The following is a 20,887-nucleotide window of genomic DNA, read 5'->3' as shown; positions in this document are numbered from 1 at the left end:
TGATGCATTTCCTGATCCTATATTGCTAATTTCTCTAAATACATTTAATTTATCACATTCAAATTTCATATGTACCTGCTTTCTATCTATTATTTAGATTTCACTGTTGATTGTCTTATCTTTAATTGATTTAATACTACATTTGGAATCATTTCTAAAGAACTTTCTTTTAAAACGGCTCCTATATTTTTAGCTGCCATTGGCATTCCATAAACAACACAAGATTGCTTGTTTTGTCCAATAGTAAATCCACCTGATTCTTTTATATTTAGTAAACCTCTAGCTCCATCAGATCCCATTCCTGTTAGTATTACTCCTATTGCATTTTCCTTAACTACATTTGCAACAGACTCAAATAAATAATCTACTGATGGACAATGTCCACTAACTTTTTTGCCCTCTTTAATTTCTAATACATATTTATTTTTTTTCTTTACAACTCCCATTTGTAACCCACCTGGAGCTATATATGCATGTCCACTTAAGATTTCATCCCCGTCTTTACCTTCTTTTACTGTAATTGTACACTCTCTATTCAAACGTTCTGCATATCTTTGTGTAAATACAGGTGGCATATGTTGAGTTACCACAATTCCAGGTAGTCCTAGTGGCAACTGTTTTAATACTTTTGCTACAGCTTCAACACCACCCATAGATGCCCCAATAGCAATTAAGTCTTTATCATTTCTAATTATTTTTGTATTTTCAAATACTTGTCTTTTATTGACTATAGTTTCACTTTGTGAAGTTGTTGTGTTCTTAGAGTATTTTTTCTTATCTAACTTAGCCACAGATGCCTCTTTAATTTTACAAGCTAAATCAATGGCAAACTCATTCATTGTTCTTGAATCTGGTTTTTCAACAAACCCTACAGCTCCTGCATTTATAGCTTCAAAACATCTATCATCTGCACCACTAATAACTATAGTTGGAATTGGACACTGTGCCATTACTATCTTTAAAAATTCAATACCATTCATTCCCGGCATTTCTACATCTAGTGTCATTACATCTGGTCTAAATTGTATTATTTTATCTCTAGCATCATATGGATCTTTAGCTGTTGCAACAACTTCTAACTCTGCATCTTCTTGAAGATACTTAGTTATAATTCTTCTAAATAATGCTGAATCATCTACAACTAGCACTTTTATTTTTTTATTGTCCATAGACTATCTCTCCTCTTGGATATATATGTTTCTTTTAATTTTTCTAATTTATTTTTTAAGTTTATCTGCTTATTATGGCATTCACATCAAATATTAAACTAATAGTTCCATCTTCTAAAATTGAACACCCTGATATGTAAGAATGAACTTTTTCAAATTGTGTTAATAATGGAGGTACAGGTTTAATTACTGCCTGTTGTTGTCCTATAATGCTATCTACAATAATACATACATTACCCATTTCAGATTCAACTAAAATCATAACGCCTTCATCTGATTGTTTACTATCTAATCCTAAAACATTAGATAACCTACAAATTTTGTAGCAATTTCCTCTTATTATACTGTGTTCTTCTCCATTTGGATTTTTAACTATTTCATAAGACCCTTGTCTAAATACTTCTTTTATATTTAACGAAGGTATTATATATATTTCATTTCCAATTTTAACTTTCATTCCATCTACTATAGCTAATGTTAGTGGTATTCTAAGTATAAACATTGTTCCTTTTCCTAGCTCACTATCTATAGTTATAGATCCTCTTAATTTTCGTATATTTGTATAAACAACATCCATACCAACTCCTCTTCCAGAGTATTCACTTACCGCCTCTTTAGTTGAGAACCCTGGAGCTAGTATAAAGTTGTATGCTTCTTTATCACTTATTTCATCTATACTTTTATTAGTTATTCCTTTTTCTATTGCCTTTTTCACGATAGCTTCTTTATTTAATCCTCTACCATCGTCTTTTATTACTATTACTACATCTCCACCAGTATTCTTTGCTTCTAATGTAACTGTTGCTTTTTCTGGTTTTGTAGTTTGTTTACGTTCCTCTGGAGTTTCTATTCCATGGTCCATACTATTTCTTATCATATGCATAAGTGGATCTGAAATATTTTCTAAAATGTTTTTGTCTACTTCAGTTTGCTCACCTATTAATTTTAAGTCTACTGATTTACCAGTTTTTCTACTCATATCTCTTACAACTCTTTGCATCTTTGTAAAAGTTGATGAAATAGGTACCATACGAATAGACATTACTACATCTTGTAATTCATTAGTTAATTGATGTAATCTTCTTGCTTGTTTTTCAAAGTTATCCGCATCAAAATTTTCTAATTGAGACTGTTTTTCTACCATAGATTCAGTAGTTACAATTTCTCCAACTAAATTCATTAATGTATCTATTTTGCTTATATTTACAGTTAAATAACTATTTTTATTATGATTATGAGATTGATTATTTTCTTCTTTTGAAGTATTTGTTTGAACTTTATTATTATTTTTAGATTGACTGTTTTTAGCTGTAGTATCATTTTCTACTTTTTCTTCAATCTTAGTTTCTACAGTTTTATTTTCTTCATTTGTTATAGCTACTTCTTCATTTTCTATAACGTTTTTACTATCATCTATACTTTCTTCATTTGACTCTATTTTTTTACTTTCTTCATTTGAGCTTATAATTCCAAAAAATTGTTCTAATTCACCTTTGTCTGTTACTTCATTTACTTCAAAATCTTTTAAAAACATTGTTTCACATACACATTGTTTTACAGCATCTATATCTTCTTTTGTTTTTATATATAAAGTAAAGCCTTCTTTGCTTATTAATTCATCACAATCTCCATCTAGATCTTCAGGTATAGTTTTCTTAAAAGAGCATATTCCTTCTACCATAGCCACAACTCCAAATGCTCTTATACCTTCCATACCACATCCATCTTCAAAGAATACTTTTACACAAAAGCAATTTTCTCCATCTGCTTTTACATTGATTTCACTAGTATCTTCAGGCAATTCTATGCTTAATATCTCATTCTCTTCTTTTTCTTCATTTTCACTAAGTAAGCTAGAAACTCTGTCATGTAATTCATCTATACTAGCATCAGGTAATAATCCATCTTGAACTTTTAATATTTCTTCCTTAAGAAAATCAATACTAGCTAACACAACATCCACTAGTTCTTCCCATTTATCAACAGATAATTCTCTACCATTTCTTATTTCATCAAAAACATCTTCTATACTATGTGTAAGCTTTGTCAAACTATCATATCCCATCATAGCTGAAGATCCCTTGATAGTATGCATTGCACGGAAAATTTCTTCAATTTCTGATTGTCCTAATTTTCCACTTTCTGACTGACCCCCTAGTAGAATTTCTTCTAATTGTTCTAATAATTGCATATTTTCTTGTACATAAAATTCATTTAAAGAATCCATTCCGCTCATATTTTTCCTCCTTTTATAATCTAAATATATATTTAAAAATGGAAGCCATAAAAGCTTCCATTTTTGAAATCATAACATATTATATTTATTATTCAAATTCATTCATTCCGAAATAATTTGCTCCATCTTCATTGAAGTTTATATGTTTACGAGAAGTATTTATGTCTTTTAATTTGAAGTTCTCTATAAGTGATTTTAACATTTGTGCTTGTCCGCTTAGCTCTTCACTTGCTGCAGCACTTTCTTCTGATGTTGCTGAGTTTGTTTGTACTACATCTGAAATTTGTTCTACTCCTAGTGTAACTTGAGTTATTGCACTTGCTTCTTCTTCAGATGCTTTAGCTATTGCATCAACTAATGCAGTAGTTCTATTAGTTGTATTTATTATTTTTTGAAGCGACTCAGCTGTATTATCTACAATCTCAGTTCCCTTGTTAACTGCTTCTATTGAGTTTTCAATTAATGTAGCTGTATTTTTTGCAGCTTCTGCTGATTTAGCTGCTAAGTTTCTTACTTCATCTGCTACTACTGCAAATCCTTTACCAGCTTCTCCTGCTCTAGCAGCTTCTACTGCCGCATTTAATGCTAATATATTTGTTTGGAAAGCTATATCATCTATTGTTTTTATTATTCTTCCTATTTCATTAGATGTGAATGAAATCTCTTCCATAGCTTTTACCATTTGTTTCATCTGGTCATTACCTTCTTTAACTTGACGAGCTGAATTTAATGTTAAAGCATTTGCTTTTTTAGAGTTCTCTGCAGTATCCTTAATTTTATCTGATATTTCCATTATAGTTGCAGATAATTCTTGTATTGCACTAGCTTGCTCAGTTGCACCTTGTGCTAACATTTGTGAACCACTTGATACTTGCTCAGATGCTGCTCCAACTTCTTCTGAAGCCACATTAATTTGTGACATAGTTTCACTTAAATCATTAGTTATTTTCTTTACTGATTCTTCAATGTTTCTAAATACTCCTATGTATTCAACTTGAGTATCCACATCAAAATCGCCACTTGCAACTCCTTCTAATACTCTAACTGTATCATCTATTATTTCTTTAGTATTGTTACTCATTTTACGCATACTTTCTGATAAAGACCCTAATTCATCTTTTGATTCATATTCAATTTCTATATCAAAATCTCCAACAGCCATTTTATTTGCAGCTTCTTCTATTTCTTCAACAGGTTTTTTCAAGCTCTTTGTTATGTATATGCATATTGCTATCCCAGCTGCTATCGCTACTAAACTTAATGTAACTGAAGCAACTATAGCACCTGAAGAAGTTTTTTGTATTTGATTATGGAAATCATTTCCTCTATCATCCGCTACTTTATTAAGCTCTACTGATGCATCAACACACTCATTATACGCATTGTAGTAAGGTGTGTTTTCTCTTGTTATCTCTGCTGCTTTTGCAGCTCCGCCTTCAGTTCCTAAAACATTATATACATTATTACATTCATTCTGTAAATTTTGTATATCTGATTTAAGATTTTCTATAAATGCTTTGTCTCCACCAAAGTTACTATTAATTTCATCAATAAGTTTATATATATGATTAAATTCTTCATCGACTACACTTTTATATTTTTGGTGATCTTCTCTAAATATCATATTTCCCATATTTCTTCCAACAGAAACTAAATCTCTACGTATCTCCATCGTTTTAGTAGTTTGTTGATATGGTCTATTAAATAGCTCATTACTTAAATTTTCTGATTGTTTTAGCTTAGATATAGCATAGAAGTTTGCACATGTTGTAATTAATAATAATACAACAAAAGAAATACTTAGCTTTCTACCTATTTTTAAATTTTTCATACACGTTCCTCCATATAATTTTGCTTGTTATAATTTTCTACATCATACAATAAGATTTTTATATATAAAATAATAAATCTAAATTTCTCCCGTTACATAATTAATTAGATTTATAATTTTACAACTCTCCCGTTTTTATATACTTAAACTTTGTATATTTTACTTCTATACTAACTATCATTGCAATCTACCATATTCTCTAAAAAAACATTAATATTTATCATTTTTATTTTTTTATATTGTTGATGTAATATAAATAATTGAACATTCAATTATTTTAATGATACAAGTGGTTTACTTCATTTTTTATACGGATAAATATTTATATACTTTATATTTTATTTTATTTTTTATTTTTTATTTTATTAATTCCATACTTTACCTCTTTCTTGATATTGCAAGTTATTATAAATAAATAAAAGAGTATACACAAATATTTGTGTATACTCTTTTATTTATTTATTTTCAGTTTTATTATTATCGATTCCTAAAAAGTCTTTTGCATCTTGTATCAATTTATCAAAATCAGATTTTGTTCCTTCATCTATTTTTAATAAATCATTTAATCCTTTTCTAAATTCAACCTCTGATTTTTGCATTAAATCTTGAGGAACATTTTCTAATTTTTTACTTCTATCTTTTAATTCAGCTATAACTTTTTCACTTTGAGCTATTAATTTATCATTCATTTCTTTTAACTTTTGATCATCTGTACTGAAATTTTTTAATGAATCAACAAACTCTTGTAATTTTACTTCACTATCTTTATATGCTTTCTTTAAACCTTCTAAATACTTTTCATTACCTGGATAATCTTTAGTAGGCTCATCTACTAATATTTTACCATAACCATTATAATTTTCTAATCTAGCTATATTGCTTTGATATATCTTACCAAATTCATCTCTATAATTATCCATAGTCATGTTTCCATATCTATTATCCTTTGTTTCAGGTGTAGATTCTGTAGTTTTATTTTCATCAGTTTTTTCTGGCATAATTTTATCACATCCTATTACACCTAATGTAAGTACACCTATTAATGCTAATAATAATAACTTCGATCCTTTCATATAATACCTCCAAATTAACTTAATTATTTATTTAACTCTATGTCTAAATAGGTTCTTATATCTTTTATAGAAGTTTTAAATTCATTTTCAACTTCCTTTGAAACACTTATACTAGATTCTAAGAACTCTATAAACTTAGCTTTTGGTATTGAGTATTTATCTACAGGTATATTAACAATATTATCAATCTCTAGTTGTATTCCTTTAATTAAGTTTATATTTTTTTCAACTAATTCATTATTTAACTTAGTTAGTTTTATATCTTCAGTTACCAAATTATTCATATTATCTTTAAACTTAATTAAATTTCTTTTTATTATTTCTAACAAATCTTTATATTCTGTTGCATAATCATAATTAGTCTTGTCCCCTTGATTTAATAAAAATACACCTATACTATCATATTGTTCTTTATATATTGGATCAATATATTTTTTATATGAATTAGTAAATTTGTCATTATATTCGTATATATTTAGTATCTCTTGCTTTGTACCTACATCATTAAAATCTTTTTCATTTCTGTTGTAAATATTACATCCTGTAAATAAAATATTACCAATGCCAATAAGTAAAATAATTGATAATATTTTAATACTATTCATATATTTACTCCTTCCAACAGCCTACACACTTATTATGTCTATAAAAAGACTTTTTATTTATGAAATAATATTTTTATTTTTTGACTTTTACAAAATACTTAGTGTGTAAAAGTTCATGAGCTTTATGACTTAAAGGATGACCTAAGTATTTATCATATATAGCTTGAACAGCTGGGTTTTCATTAGACTTTCTAAGTTCTAAAGATCTGTCTATATTATTTAGACCTTCTGCTCTTTTTTCTATAGTCTCCACTCTTTTTCTAGCTTTAGGTTGTCCACCTCCGCCTACGCATCCACCTGTACACGCCATAATTTCTATAGCATGATAGAATTCTTCTCCTGATCTTATTTTATCAAGCATTTTACCTGCTTCTTTTAATCCATATGCAACACCTATTCTAAGCTTTAATCCTTCTACTTCTAAATCACAAGATCTAAACGAATCCCATCCTCTTAAAGCTTCAAATTCTACATTTTTTATTTTTTGACCAGTCATATTTTCTATTGCAGTTCTAGTTGCAGCCTCTATAACCCCACCAGTTCTTCCAAATATTATACCAGCTCCTGTATACTCACCTAAAACTTGATCTATTTCGCTATCTTCTATCTCATTTAAGTTTATTCCTGAGTCTTCAAATATTTTTATAAGTTCCCTAGTTGTTACAACGTAATCTACATCATAATTTAGCCCTCTTGAAAATTCATGTCTTGAGGCTTCATATTTTTTAGCTATACATGGCATTATAGCTACAGAGGTTATTTGATCTCTTGTAAGACCTTTTTCTCTTGCCCATAAATCTTTTGCCACAGTTGCAAACATCTGCATAGGAGATTTTGCACTTGATGGAACATCTAGCATATCGCCATAATTTTGTTCTATAAACTTAACCCATGCAGGACAGCAAGATGTAAGTATTGGTAATTTAACATCTTCATCTCCAGCTAAGTGTTTTTCTAATCTTTCTTGTAATTCTGCAGCTTCTTCCATTATAGTTAAATCCGCTGCCCAAGTAGTGTCAAATACATAGTCAACACCTAACTTCCTAAGAGCTGATGCTATTTTTTTCTCTACATTAACTCCTGGCTCGAATCCAAAAGCTTCACCTATAGCTACTCTTATTGCAGGTGCCATTTGTGTTATAACTACTTTATTAGGAGTTCCTAAATCTCTTAAAAATTTAAGTGTATTATCTCCTGCAGTTATAGCATCAACAGGACAACTAGCTATACACTGACCACAATGTGTACATCTATTGTAATCTATATAATGTTGTTCTTTTCTTTCTCCTGAAATACAATCAACAGGACAAACTCTTTTACATGCTCCACATCCTATACACTTTGTTGTTATAGTTAACTTTACAAGGTTATTACACTGAGCTGTATAACATTTTTCATCTTCAATATGTTCTTCTATTTCTCCATAGAATGTATCTATTATTTCTTGCATAATATTATGCTTTTGATTTAAAGTAGTTTTTACCGTCCTAGCAAGTTCTCTTAATATGAATACATCTCTCATATTAGATCTACCTTTACTTATTCTATCTAGAATTTTCCACATCTGAAGTATTTCATCTTTTACTTTACTATACGGTTTATATTTTTCTTCTTTTATCTTACCTAATAAGAAATCTATGTAGAATTTAGCATATTGAACAATACAATCTTCTTGAGAAAGTATTATTATAGTTCTACTATAATCTTCTCCGAATAAATCAAAATCTAATTCCTTATCTAAACTATCTTCTGTTAAAAAACCACCAAATGGAATCCCTAGTTGAGCAGCTTTAAAACCGCTGTTTTTTATAATTCCTCCAGAAAGTTGTATAATATCTCTAAGTGTAGCTTTTTCAGGAATCTCTATTATTCCAGGATTATTAACTTTACCAGAAATAGCAATAATCCTTTTACTACTATCAGTTATTTTTTCTAACTCTTCTTCACTAAAAACTGAAAATACCGATCCTAATGAACTTTGTATTATAGTTGGCTTTTTATTACACATGAATTTACACCCCTCATTATAAATTGTCATATAAACTACTAATTAATTTTTCCATTAATTAAAATACTATTCTTAATTAGTCTCTATAAAACTCATACCCATTGAAAAAAAAATAAAACTGCTAAGTTAAGATTCAGAATCTTAACTCAACAGTTTTATTTTAGTTGCTATATTTATCGATTTCAGATAATAACTCTTCTACTAAATTATCACCTTTTATCTTTCTTACTATTTCGCCTTTTTTGAATAATAAGCCTTCACCTTTACCTCCAGCTATACCAATATCAGCTTCTTTTGCCTCTCCTGGTCCATTAACTGCACATCCCATTATAGCCACAGTTATGTCTTTGTCAATTTTGCTTATTTTATCTTCAACCTCATTTACCACACTTATAAGATCTATATTACATCTTCCACATGTAGGACAAGATACTACCTTTATCTTATCATTTAGTAAATCTAGGCTTCTTAATATTTCTTTACCAACTATAACTTCTTCAGTTGGGTCTCCTGTAAGAGATATTCTTATTGTATCACCTATCCCTTTAAGTAATAAAGCCCCTACTCCTATAGATGACTTTATAGTTCCTTTTTTTACACTACCTGATTCTGTTATTCCTATATGTAAAGGATAATCTACTTTTTTAGATATAAGTTCATATGCATCTATAGTTTTATAGATATCTGAAGATTTAAGAGATATAACTATATTGTAAAATTCTAAATCCTCAAGTATTTTAACATGTCTAAGTGCACTTTCGACTAAAGCTTCTGCTGTTGCAGATCCATATTTTTCTAATAAATCTTTTTCTAAAGATCCACCATTTACACCTATTCTTATTTTCAGATTATTTTCTTTACACTTATTTACTACCATTTTTACTCTATCTATATTACCAATGTTACCTGGATTTATTCTTACTCCATCTACGCCTTGGTCTATTGCTTCTAATGCTAATCTATAATCAAAATGTATATCAGCTATTACAGGTATATTTACATTACTTTTTATTTCACCTATGTTTTTAGCAGCTTCCATATCAGGTACTGCAACTCTAACTACATCACAACCTACTTCTTCAAGTTTTTTTATTTGTGCTATAGTTGCCTTTGCATCTCTTGTGTCTGTATTAGTCATAGATTGTATAGATATAGGGTTATTGCCTCCTATTTTAAGACTTCCTACACTAACCTCTTTACTTAATCTTCTTTCGTAACTCATTATCTCACCTTCACTTTCTAGTCCAACTTACGCTACATACCTACTAATCTAGCTATGTCTTTATATGTTACAAATAGCATAAATAACATTAACGCTGCAAATCCAATAAGATTTACCATACCTTCTTTTTCAGGATCAATTTTCTTACCACCTCTTAAAAATTCTATAAATAAGAAAAATAATCTTCCACCGTCAAGTGCTGGTATAGGTAATAAATTTAATACTCCTAAATTTAAACTTATTACTGCAGCTAAGTATAACACATTTACTATTCCTGCCTTTGTAGCATCTGCAACAATGCTTATAACGCCCACTGGTCCTGCTACTGACTCACCTATTCCTCCAGGAAGATTCCCTGTTATTAATTGGCCTATAAATGTTATCATTCCAGCTATCATACTTATTGTTGCTTTTATTGCATTTCCAAATGATCCTAATATATCTCTTTCATTTTTAGGATATATTCCAATTAAATAGTTGCCATCTTTAAATTCAGGTGTAACTTTTACATCTTTCTCTTTACCGTCTCTGTCTATAGTTAAATTAAGTTCTTTTCCTTCAGAGTCTTGAATCCCCTCACTTAGCTCTTTCCATGAATTTACCTCATGTCCGTTTATTTCAGTCACAGTATCTCCCGCCTGTATTCCAGCCTTTTGAGCTACACTGTTATCTATTACATCTCTTAGTGTAGTACTCGGAGTTCCAATGTACATGAATACAGGAATTAAAATTATAACCGTTAGTATTATATTAAAAAATGGTCCTGCAAATAGTATACTTGCTCTTTGTAATATACTTTTATTTCCAAATGCTCTTGGATCTTTTGAGTCGCTATCTTCCCCCTCCATAGCAACATATCCCCCAAGAGGTAATAATCTTATGCTATACATAGTTTCCCCTTTTTTAAAGCTATATATCTTAGGTCCCATACCTATAGCAAATTCATGAATTCTAACACCTGCCTTCTTTGCAAACAAGAAATGTCCTAATTCATGAATAAATACTATCACTCCAAAAGCTAAAATAGCCACTAATATAGTAATTATATTCATTCTTTCACCACCCTATTTTATACACTTTTTAACAAATTCTCTACTCCAGTTATCTATATGTAATATTTCTTCTAATGTAGGTTTTTTTATACATTCATGTGCATCTAAAGTTTTTTCTATATAATACGGTATATCATAAAACTTTATCTTATCTTCTAAAAATTCATTTACTAACACTTCATTAGCTGCATTTAATACAGCTGAATATGTGCCTCCCATTTTTAAAGAATCATATGCTAACTTTAGACATGGGAATGTTTCTAAATCTGGCTTTTCAAATGTTAAACTGCTCAACTTTGAGAAGTCTAATCTTTCAAAGTCGTTAAGTAATCTCTCTGGATAAGTTAATGCATATTGTATCGGTAACTTCATATCTGGGCATCCCATTTGAGCAATTATAGAACTATCAACAAATTGAACCATAGAATGTATTATACTTTGAGGATGTACAACTACATCTATTTTATCAGCTTCTACATCAAATAACCATTTAGCTTCTATAACTTCTAAACCTTTATTCATAAGTGTAGAAGAATCTATACTTATTTTTCTCCCCATACTCCAATTCGGATGCTTTAAAGCTTCATTTTTAGTTACATTTACTAATTCTTCCTTTGATTTCCCTCTAAAAGGACCTCCTGATGCCGTTAGTATTATGCTATCTATTTCTTTATTATTTTCTCCGTTTAAGCACTGGAATATAGCACTATGTTCACTATCAACAGGAAGTATTGATACATTTCTTTTTTTAGCTTCATCCATAACTAATTGTCCTGCTGTAACTAAAGTTTCTTTATTTGCTAGAGCTATAGTTTTTCCATTTTTTATAGCTTCAAGAGTCGGAACTAGTCCTATCATTCCAACTATAGCAGTTAAAAGTACATCGATTTCATCTAATGATGAAATAGCTACTAATCCATCCATTCCAGATAATACTTCTATCTTTATATCATTTGGTATCATAGATTTTAAAGCTTTAGCACTTTCTTCATTATACACAGCCACATATTTAGGCTTAAACTCTTTTATTTGTTCTAAAAGTAAGTTTATACTACTATTTGCAGATATAGCTACAACTTCAAATTTATCTCTATTTTTTCTAACTACATCTAATGTTTGTGTTCCTATAGATCCTGTTGACCCCAATATTGATATTTTTTTCATACTATTTATATTCCTTTCTGATAATTTATATGCTATACAATTAAAGCTTCAGATAACCCTGAAGCTAAATAAATATATATATTGCATAATAAACAAATGGTGCTACTAGTATAACACTATCAAATCTATCTAATATACCACCATGTCCTGGTATTAATTTTCCATAATCTTTTATTCCAACGTATCTTTTTATAGCTGATGCAAATAAATCTCCAAATTGTGCAACTATACTTCCTATACTTCCTACTAAAATCATGTGGATTATGCTTAGTTTGAAAATATATCCAAATATCATACAACACATTGTAGATCCTAATATTCCACCAATACTACCTTCTATCGTTTTCTTCGGGCTTATACTCGGTATAAGTTTATGTTTTCCAAATAAATATCCACTAAAATACGCAAACGTATCTGTCATAAACGATATTATAAATATAAGCCAAACATAAATCCCACCTAGTTTAAAATCATTTATTGTTAAAACTATATAATCTAAAAATATCGGTATATAAAACATACCTATAAATGTTATAGAAAAGCCTATAATATTTTTCTTATTTGATAAAATATAAATTATCCCTGCTAAGAATAATATAAATACGAATATATATGTATATTCAATTTGTAAATTAAAAATATTTTTTATAGATAAGTATATAGCAAATAAATATCCTAAAATGCTTATAGGTTGTATATTTTTACTTTTAAATGCTTTATAAAACTCATCTAGTGCAATTATTCCTATAATAGCTTCTGCTATGTATAATGGTAATCCTCCATATATTATAAATAATAATAATGGAATTAATGCTAATGCCGCAATGATTCTTACAACCATAAAATAATCTCCTTACTTAAGTCCACCAAACCTTCTATCCCTACTTTGGTAAACATATATAGCTTTTCTAACTTCATTTCCATCAAAGTCAGGCCAATATACATCTGTAAAATAAAATTCAGAATACGCCATTTCCCATAACAAGAAGTTGCTTATTCTTTGCTCACCACTAGTTCTTATTATTAAGTCTGGATCTGGGATAGACTTTGTGCTTAAATATTTTGTTATAGTGTCTTCATTTATATCTTCTATATCTATTTTACCACTTTTACAATTTTTTACTATATCTATAACAGCATTTTTTATATCATTTCTACTGCCATAGTTTAAAGCTATATTTAAGTTTAATCCAGTATTATCTTTAGTCATATCAATCGCGTTTTTCACAGCTTCTACAGATTTACTTGGAAGTACATCTATATCACCTATAGTTGTTATCTTTACATTATTTTTATGTAATTCTTTTAATTCTTTATTTAAGTACGTATATAATAAATTCATTAAAGCATCTACTTCTAATTTTGGTCTTTTCCAGTTTTCTGTTGAGAATGCATATAAAGTTAAATGTTTTACCCCTAATGCTGAGCACTCTTTTGTAACTGCTCTTATAGCTTCAACCCCAGCTTTATGTCCAACTGTTCTTGGAAGTAGTCTATCTTTAGCCCATCTACCATTTCCGTCCATTATTATTGCTATATGAGTAGGTACATTACTTAAGTTTATGTCGTATATAGTATTTTTATTCATAAACTACCTCCCAATAAAATTTTCTGACTCCTATTTTAAGGAGTCAGCAAAGTATGTTTGTATTATCTCTACACTACTACCTGACTCAGATATTTTAATAACTCTAGGAATTATCAATTTATCTTCATCTTTATATCCCTTTATAGTAGTTATAGTATAACATTTATTTTCTTTTTCGAAAAAATTTATTACCTCATTTGTTTGAAGTCCTAATAATCTATAGTACTTATCCAAAATTATACCGCCATTATATCTTGTTCTTTAGCTTTTAATAATGAATCTACTTCTTTTATAAACTTATCAGTAGTTTTTTGAACTTCATCTTGAGCTTTCTTTAACTCATCTTCTGTTATTTCGCCTTCTTTTTCCATCTTTTTAAGTTTATCATTAGCATCTCTTCTTTCATTTCTTAATCTAACTTTAAACTCTTCAGCAACTTTACTAGATTTTTTAGCTAATTCTTTTCTTCTTTCTTCTGTTAATGCCGGAACAGATATTCTTATAACTTGTCCATCATTAGTTGGGTTTAATCCTAAATCTGAATTTCTTATAGCTTTTTCTATTTCAGCCATAGCAGTCTTATCCCAAGGGTTTATCATTAATGTTCTTGGTTCTGGAACAGATATAGCACCTACTTGGTTTACTGGAGTTGGAGTTCCGTAATAATCAACTCTTACTCTATCTAGCATTTGAGCATTTGCTCTACCTGCTCTTATAGTTGTAAATTCGTTTTTTAATGCTTCTATTGTTTTGCTCATTTTCTCTTCTAATTGCTTTTTAACTTGTGCACTCATTTTTTATTCCTCCTTAAGAATTAATTTATTTTACAGTAGTTCCTATGTTTTCACCCATAACTGCTTTTATTATATTCTCTGTAGAAAGTTCAAATACCTTTATAGGTATCTTATTGTCCATACATAAAGATGTTGCAGTTGAATCCATAACTTTAAGTTCTTTTTGTAAAACTTCTATATAACTAAGTTCTGTAAACTTCTTAGCATCATCATGTACTTTAGGGTCTTTGTCATATACTGCATCTACATTTTTAGCAAGTAATATAACTTCTGATTCCATTTCTGCAGCACGAAGTGCAGCTGCTGTATCTGTTGAGAAGTAAGGGTTTCCTGTACCTGCTCCAAATATAACAACTCTAGCTTTTTCTAAGTGTCTAACAGCTTTTCTTCTTATGTACGGTTCTGCTATTTGTCTCATTTCTATAGCAGTTTGAACTCTTGTTAAAACATCTATATTTTCAAGAGCATCTTGTAGAGCCATAGCATTCATAACTGTAGCTAGCATACCTATATAATCAGCAGTAGTTCTATCCATTCCCTCAGAAGTTCTTCCTCTCCAGAAGTTACCTCCACCAACAACTACAGCTACTTCTACACCTACAGCTTGTATTTGTTTTATAGCCTGAGCTATTTCATTTACAACTTCATTATTTATTCCAAATCCTTTTTCTCCAGCTAATGCCTCTCCACTTAACTTTAATAATACTCTTTTATACATGGGCTTAGTCATTTGAACTCCTCCTTAGTTAACTTTTTAAAAAAGAGAACACCGAAGTGTTCTCTTTTGGTCAATTACTTAAGTTGCTTAGCAACCTCTTCAGCAAAGTTTTCTTCTTTCTTTTCTATACCTTCACCAACTTCGAATCTTACGACTCTAGCAACCTTTATTTCAGAACCTACTTTTTTAGCAACGTCTGCAACTAATTGCTTTATAGTTAAATCTGGGTTTTTAACGAAAGTTTGCTCAACTAAACAAACTTCTTTTAATTGTTTTTCTAATCTTCCCTTTATCATTTTTTCAACTATATTAGCTGGTTTTCCTTCATTTAAAGCTTGTTGTGTTAATATTTCAGTTTCATGTGCTATGTACTCTGGATCTACATCATCTTTAGAAACGTATTTAGGATTCATAGCAGCAACTTGCATAGCTATATCTCTTCCCATAGTTAAAACATCAGCATCTCTAGCTTCTGTTTCTAATTCAACTAATACACCTATTTTTCCACCACCGTGGATGTATCCAGCAACTTGTCCATTAGTAGCTATCTTAGCGAATCTTCTTATATCTAACTTTTCTCCTATAGTAGCTATTCTGTTGTTTAATACATCAGCTAAAGCTCCTTCTTTATGAGACTCAGTTAATAATCCAGCTACATCTTCTTTTTCTGTAGCTAAAGCCATTTCAGCAACATCCTTAACGAAAGTTTTGAAATCTTCATTCTTAGCAACGAAGTCTGTTTCTGAGTTTATTTCAACTATAGCACCAACAGTGTTGTCAGCATTTATTTCTATAGCAACTAATCCTTCAGCAGCTACTCTATCAGATTTCTTAGCAGCTTTAGATAAACCTTTTTCTCTTAGTAAATCTATTGCTCTTTCCATATTTCCTTCAGCTTCTTGTAAAGCCTTTTTACAGTCCATCATTCCGGCACCTGTAGTTTCTCTTAACTCTTTAACCATTTGTGCAGTTATAGCCATGGTAATCCCTCCTATATATTACTAATGGTAAGGGTATACCCCCTTACCATTAACTTATTTTATTATTCTTGATCTTCAGTTACTTCTTCTTGATCATCAGCTATAGCTTGTCTTCCTTCTATTATAGCAGTTGCCATAGCACCAGTTATTAACTTAACAGCTCTTATAGCGTCATCGTTACCTGGTATAGCGAAGTCTAATTGCTCTGGATCACAGTTTGTATCAACTATACCTATTACTGGTATACCTAATCTGTGAGCTTCTTGTATAGCTATGTTTTCTTTTCTTGGATCTACTACGAATATAGCAGCTGGTAATTCAGGCATATCTTTTATACCGTTTAAGTATTTCTCTAATTTTTCTTTTTCAGCTCTTAACTTTATAACTTCTTTCTTAGGAAGAACGTTGAATACTCCTTCTTCTTCCATTTTTTCTAATTTTCTTAATTTGTCTATTCTAGTCTTTATAGTTTTGTGGTTTGTTAACATTCCACCTAACCATCTTTCATTAACGTAGAACATTCCACATCTTTCAGCTTCTTCTTTTATAGCTTCTTGAGCTTGTTTCTTAGTTCCTACGAATAATATAGGCTTTCCAGTCTCAGCTACTTCTTTAGTGAATCTGTAAGCTTCTTCAACTTTTTTAACAGTTTTTTGTAAGTCTATTATATATATTCCATTTCTCTCTGTGAATATATATTGAGCCATCTTAGGGTTCCATCTTCTTGTTTGATGTCCGAAATGAACACCAGCTTCTAATAATTGTTTCATTGATATTACTGACATTTTTACCTCCTGGTTTTACCTCCGACTTGGTCAACTCCCTAAAAAACCGTTTAGGCACCTTTTAGAGATCACAAAGTCGTGCGTTATTTTATTTTTTTACCTTCGTTAGTATATCATAGTGAATTATAAAATACAATGTTTTTTGTAAATTTTATATCATTATTATATATATCTTATTATGTACTATTAATTTACTTTTCCATAGATAATTATTTACAAATAAACAGTGGTTTATTCATATTATTGTAAATTAATATAAGATAGAGCATTTGCTCTATCTTATATATTATATTAATCTGATAATATCATTTTTATTTTTGTTTTTAGCGATGTATTTTTAACATCTTTTGTACTTATTATATCTATACTTCCTAATATTTCTCCATTGTCTGTATAGTATTTAATAACTCCTAACACATCACCTTTTTTGACTGGATATTCAAGTTCCTTTAAAGTAACTTGAGTATTTATATTCTCTTCATTTCCTATAATAGTATACAACTCATCTTTAGTTCTAAGCTCTACTTCTAACTCTTCCAATCCTTTAATATATTTTTTACCTATTAATTCATTTTTAGATATAACTTTTTCTGTATGATAATTTTCTTTACCATATCTTAACATTGCTAACGATGCAGATAACCTTTTATTTTTATGGTTAGCACCTAGTGTCACTCCTATAACCCTATATTTTTTAACATCATTTTCTTTTTCTACATTCATAGAAAATGATAAACAATACCCAGCATTTCCTGTATATCCTGTTTTTATTCCATCTACCTCAGGTATCATTCTAAGAAGTGGATTAGTATTATTTTTTTCAAATCCTCTAGATGGATTTGAATAGGTAGTCATATCCGTTATTTGAGTAACTTGCTTTTCATAGTTGTCAAACATATACTTTCCAAGAGTAGCTATATCTCTTGCTGTAGATATATTTTGTTTTGGTTGAGCTTTTGGATTTTGTAAATCATAAATAGGAAGTCCATGTGGATTTACAAAATTAGTATTACTCATACCTATCTCTTTAGCTTTTTTATTCATAAGTTTAACAAAGCTATCTACATCTTTTGATATATGACCAGCTATAGCAACTGCAGCATCATTGCCAGATACTATCATGAGACCTTTCATAAGTTCAATTAACTCAACTTCTTCATTTTCCTTAAGATGATAACTTGAACCTCTTACTGATGCTATTTTTTTTGTTATTTTAATTTTATCATTAGGGCTAACTTGATTTTTTTCTATAGCTTCAATAGCTATTAAAAAAGTCATCATTTTACTTAAACTTGCTAAGGGTCTTTTTTCATCTGGATTCTTAGCATACAATACTCTACTACTATCTTGGTCTATTAATATAGATGATAAAGAGTATTTATCTACTTCTTTTTCACTTGCAAATGCAGTATACGGAGTTACAACTGCTAAAATTAAAACTATTGATATAAACTTTTTTACTCCTTTTATCATGTCTTCACCTTCTTAAGTTAAGTAAGTATATATTAATTTTTAACTTATTAAGCGAAATATATATCTAGTAATTATTTACTATCTTGACATTTTTCTAAAAATAACAGATGCCCACGAAGCTGCCATGGTTACGCCAAAGAAAACTTCCAGACTTACTAATAACTTTCCCAAAATATTGTTAACCACCATATCTCCATAACCTACAGTGCTAAAGGTAGCCATACTAAAATACCATAAATCCAAGTAGTCTTTTAACATACTTTTTATATTATTTGAATTATCGTAATTTAACCCAATTACATTATCATTTATATCTTTTATTCCAGTAATCATATATAGGAGTGCAAATATACTTACTATAAAAAACGAAACAATAAATATATTTAACGGTTTTTCTCCATAACCAATAGTGTATTTGGCTATTAAGTCTATAAATTTAGTGTTTATATATTCAGTTAAACTCTCAAATTCGTCTCTTTTTATGCATTTACCTCCATAATATCTTTCCATATAATAGTAGTGACTCACTTTGTCATAATCACCAATTATATTTGATTGATTTTTAGCTATTCGATAATTTATCTTTGCATATTTATAATTTTCTTTTTCATAAAAAATACTTTTCAAATCAACTTTACAACAATGGCTAAAGTGAACTCCATCTAATCTCGGCATATACTTTATTTTTTCAAATTTAAGTTTTTGACATTTTATTTTAGATTTAATAAACAACCTTTTTTTTGAACTATTTTTGTTAAATTCCACATTTTTAAATATACAATTTTCATTGAAAGTACAATTCTTAAAATATATATCTCCATTAAGCTTAATATTTTCAAATATTAACTCTTTTTCAAATTTACAATTTTCAAACACTAAATCTTTATTAAATACTATATTTAAAAACTTTATATTTTTATATTTGTTAAATTCACTAATATTATCGCTGTCTAATAATATGGTTTTATTTATTACCAAATTACTATATTTTATATTCACTCCACTATCCATACCCTTTTGAGTATTTCTAATATACATAAAATATCTTTCCTCCAAAATATTTATATTAATTATTCTTTAACTTAAATATTTTTTTATTCAATCAAACTCATAAAATACAAAAAACTACCTCAAAGATTTTCTTTAAGATAGTTTTTACTTATATGTATATTCCTAATACTAAAAATGATACGATTGTTGCTAATCCCACAGCTGCAACCTTTTTTAATTTATGTCCTTTTTTTAACTTGTCTACTTTTTTTGTAGTATCATCTTGTATACATTCAATTTCAACTTCAATATTCTGTCTTTCATCCAACAAGTTTTCTACTTCATACATGTAATGGCTTAAATCGATAATTACTTCTTTAGGAGTTTCATATCTATTCGTTCTACTTAATAATTTTTCTAATATATTCAATATTTTTTCAGGTACAAACTCAGTATCAAAGTCTTTCCATTTTATGCCCTTGTCCATTCTTCTTAGAATTTCTTCCTCATCGTCTATTTCCCCAAATGGATGTTTATCAAATATCAATTCAAATATTATAATTCCAAGTGCATAAAAATCACTACTTTTATCAGTATATCCTAAGCATATTTGATGAGGACACATATAATTTAAATTTTTTGCAAAATGTTTTATACCATTATTAAAAATTTTATTATTAGCCTTTATAATACCTATATTACTTAATTTAACATTATACCCTTCATCTACTAATATGTTACTTGGATGTAAACACCCATGATATATATTGTAACTATGTGCAACTTCTAATGCATTTAACAGTTGCCTTAATATTATTACAATTTCTTCTATATTTAATCTGTGATACTTTGTCAACTGTTCTAAAGTACTTCCTTCTATATAATCATTTATAGTATAATAAACTTCACTTCCATCTTCTAACTCATACATTCCTACATCTTTAATTTTAAGTATGTTTGGAGAATCTATTTCATTTATAGTAGTGGCTTCATCGATTAAATTTGAAATGAATTTTTTACTCTTAACTACTCCTGAATCTATTATATTTATAATTATCGTTTGTCCATCATAATAGTCTTTTCCTTTATATAAGCATGATTTACAACCTCGCCCTATTTCTTCTATTATCTTGTATCTATTGCCTATATATATCAAATAAACTCCCCCTTATATCTCGTGTAACATTTTATCCTTTTTA

The 20,887-nt window shown here is 29.0% G+C and carries 19 protein-coding genes; all 19 read right to left on the bottom strand.

Annotated features, from left to right (window positions below; genetic code table 11):
• Positions 1-89: 89 nt before the first annotated feature.
• Positions 90-1,169 (bottom strand): protein-glutamate methylesterase/protein-glutamine glutaminase, encoded by a 1,080-nt coding sequence (locus ACEXNK_RS08510; protein ID WP_373598072.1) that lies wholly within the window; start codon positions 1,167-1,169, stop codon positions 90-92.
• A 61-nt stretch (positions 1,170-1,230) separates the two neighbouring features.
• Positions 1,231-3,405: a chemotaxis protein CheW gene (locus ACEXNK_RS08505; protein ID WP_373598073.1), complete on the bottom strand. Its 2,175-nt coding sequence runs from the start codon at positions 3,403-3,405 to the stop codon at positions 1,231-1,233.
• 88 nt (positions 3,406-3,493) lie between these two features.
• Positions 3,494-5,236: a HAMP domain-containing methyl-accepting chemotaxis protein gene (locus ACEXNK_RS08500; RefSeq protein ID WP_373598074.1), complete on the bottom strand. Its 1,743-nt coding sequence runs from the start codon at positions 5,234-5,236 to the stop codon at positions 3,494-3,496.
• Positions 5,237-5,691: 455 nt separating this feature from the next.
• Complete coding sequence (locus ACEXNK_RS08495; RefSeq protein WP_373598075.1) at positions 5,692-6,309, bottom strand: hypothetical protein; 618 nt, start codon at positions 6,307-6,309, stop codon at positions 5,692-5,694.
• A gap of 23 nt (positions 6,310-6,332) precedes the next feature.
• Positions 6,333-6,914 (bottom strand): hypothetical protein, encoded by a 582-nt coding sequence (locus tag ACEXNK_RS08490; protein WP_373598076.1) that lies wholly within the window; start codon positions 6,912-6,914, stop codon positions 6,333-6,335.
• A 73-nt stretch (positions 6,915-6,987) separates the two neighbouring features.
• On the bottom strand, positions 6,988-8,922 hold the full coding sequence (locus ACEXNK_RS08485) for a [FeFe] hydrogenase, group A (RefSeq protein WP_373598077.1): 1,935 nt from the start codon (positions 8,920-8,922) through the stop codon (positions 6,988-6,990).
• A gap of 160 nt (positions 8,923-9,082) precedes the next feature.
• Complete coding sequence (gene ispG / locus ACEXNK_RS08480) at positions 9,083-10,144, bottom strand: flavodoxin-dependent (E)-4-hydroxy-3-methylbut-2-enyl-diphosphate synthase (RefSeq protein WP_373598078.1); 1,062 nt, start codon at positions 10,142-10,144, stop codon at positions 9,083-9,085.
• A 32-nt stretch (positions 10,145-10,176) separates the two neighbouring features.
• Positions 10,177-11,196, bottom strand: coding sequence for an RIP metalloprotease RseP (gene rseP, locus ACEXNK_RS08475; RefSeq protein WP_373598079.1), 1,020 nt, complete (start codon positions 11,194-11,196; stop codon positions 10,177-10,179).
• Between the two features lie 12 nt (positions 11,197-11,208).
• The gene (locus ACEXNK_RS08470) at positions 11,209-12,360 is read right to left on the bottom strand and encodes a 1-deoxy-D-xylulose-5-phosphate reductoisomerase (RefSeq protein WP_373598080.1); all 1,152 of its coding nucleotides are present in this window, start codon (positions 12,358-12,360) and stop codon (positions 11,209-11,211) included.
• 64 nt (positions 12,361-12,424) lie between these two features.
• Positions 12,425-13,201, bottom strand: coding sequence for a phosphatidate cytidylyltransferase (locus tag ACEXNK_RS08465; protein ID WP_373598081.1), 777 nt, complete (start codon positions 13,199-13,201; stop codon positions 12,425-12,427).
• Positions 13,202-13,213: 12 nt separating this feature from the next.
• The gene (locus tag ACEXNK_RS08460) at positions 13,214-13,948 is read right to left on the bottom strand and encodes an isoprenyl transferase (RefSeq protein ID WP_373598082.1); all 735 of its coding nucleotides are present in this window, start codon (positions 13,946-13,948) and stop codon (positions 13,214-13,216) included.
• 30 nt (positions 13,949-13,978) lie between these two features.
• On the bottom strand, positions 13,979-14,182 hold the full coding sequence (locus ACEXNK_RS08455; RefSeq protein ID WP_373598083.1) for a hypothetical protein: 204 nt from the start codon (positions 14,180-14,182) through the stop codon (positions 13,979-13,981).
• A 2-nt stretch (positions 14,183-14,184) separates the two neighbouring features.
• Positions 14,185-14,742 (bottom strand): ribosome recycling factor, encoded by a 558-nt coding sequence (gene frr / locus ACEXNK_RS08450; protein ID WP_373598084.1) that lies wholly within the window; start codon positions 14,740-14,742, stop codon positions 14,185-14,187.
• Positions 14,743-14,767: 25 nt separating this feature from the next.
• Positions 14,768-15,472 carry a UMP kinase gene (pyrH, locus tag ACEXNK_RS08445; RefSeq protein WP_373598085.1) on the bottom strand — a complete coding sequence of 235 codons (705 nt, stop codon included), beginning with the start codon at positions 15,470-15,472 and terminating at the stop codon, positions 14,768-14,770.
• Between the two features lie 62 nt (positions 15,473-15,534).
• On the bottom strand, positions 15,535-16,440 hold the full coding sequence (gene tsf, locus ACEXNK_RS08440) for a translation elongation factor Ts (RefSeq protein WP_373598086.1): 906 nt from the start codon (positions 16,438-16,440) through the stop codon (positions 15,535-15,537).
• A 62-nt stretch (positions 16,441-16,502) separates the two neighbouring features.
• On the bottom strand, positions 16,503-17,225 hold the full coding sequence (gene rpsB, locus ACEXNK_RS08435; RefSeq protein ID WP_373598087.1) for a 30S ribosomal protein S2: 723 nt from the start codon (positions 17,223-17,225) through the stop codon (positions 16,503-16,505).
• Positions 17,226-17,516: 291 nt separating this feature from the next.
• Positions 17,517-18,698 carry a D-alanyl-D-alanine carboxypeptidase family protein gene (locus ACEXNK_RS08430; RefSeq protein ID WP_373598088.1) on the bottom strand — a complete coding sequence of 394 codons (1,182 nt, stop codon included), beginning with the start codon at positions 18,696-18,698 and terminating at the stop codon, positions 17,517-17,519.
• 78 nt (positions 18,699-18,776) lie between these two features.
• Positions 18,777-19,736: a potassium channel family protein gene (locus ACEXNK_RS08425; protein WP_373598089.1), complete on the bottom strand. Its 960-nt coding sequence runs from the start codon at positions 19,734-19,736 to the stop codon at positions 18,777-18,779.
• A 121-nt stretch (positions 19,737-19,857) separates the two neighbouring features.
• Positions 19,858-20,844: a serine/threonine-protein kinase gene (locus tag ACEXNK_RS08420; protein ID WP_373598090.1), complete on the bottom strand. Its 987-nt coding sequence runs from the start codon at positions 20,842-20,844 to the stop codon at positions 19,858-19,860.
• Positions 20,845-20,887 lie beyond the last annotated feature (43 nt).

Origin of the sequence: Paraclostridium bifermentans (assembly GCF_964259345.1) — a bacterium.
In the GTDB taxonomy this organism is placed as follows: domain Bacteria; phylum Bacillota; class Clostridia; order Peptostreptococcales; family Peptostreptococcaceae; genus Paraclostridium; species Paraclostridium bifermentans_B.
Note: the sequence above shows the minus strand (reverse complement) of the source record. Positions and strands in the feature narration are given on the sequence as shown.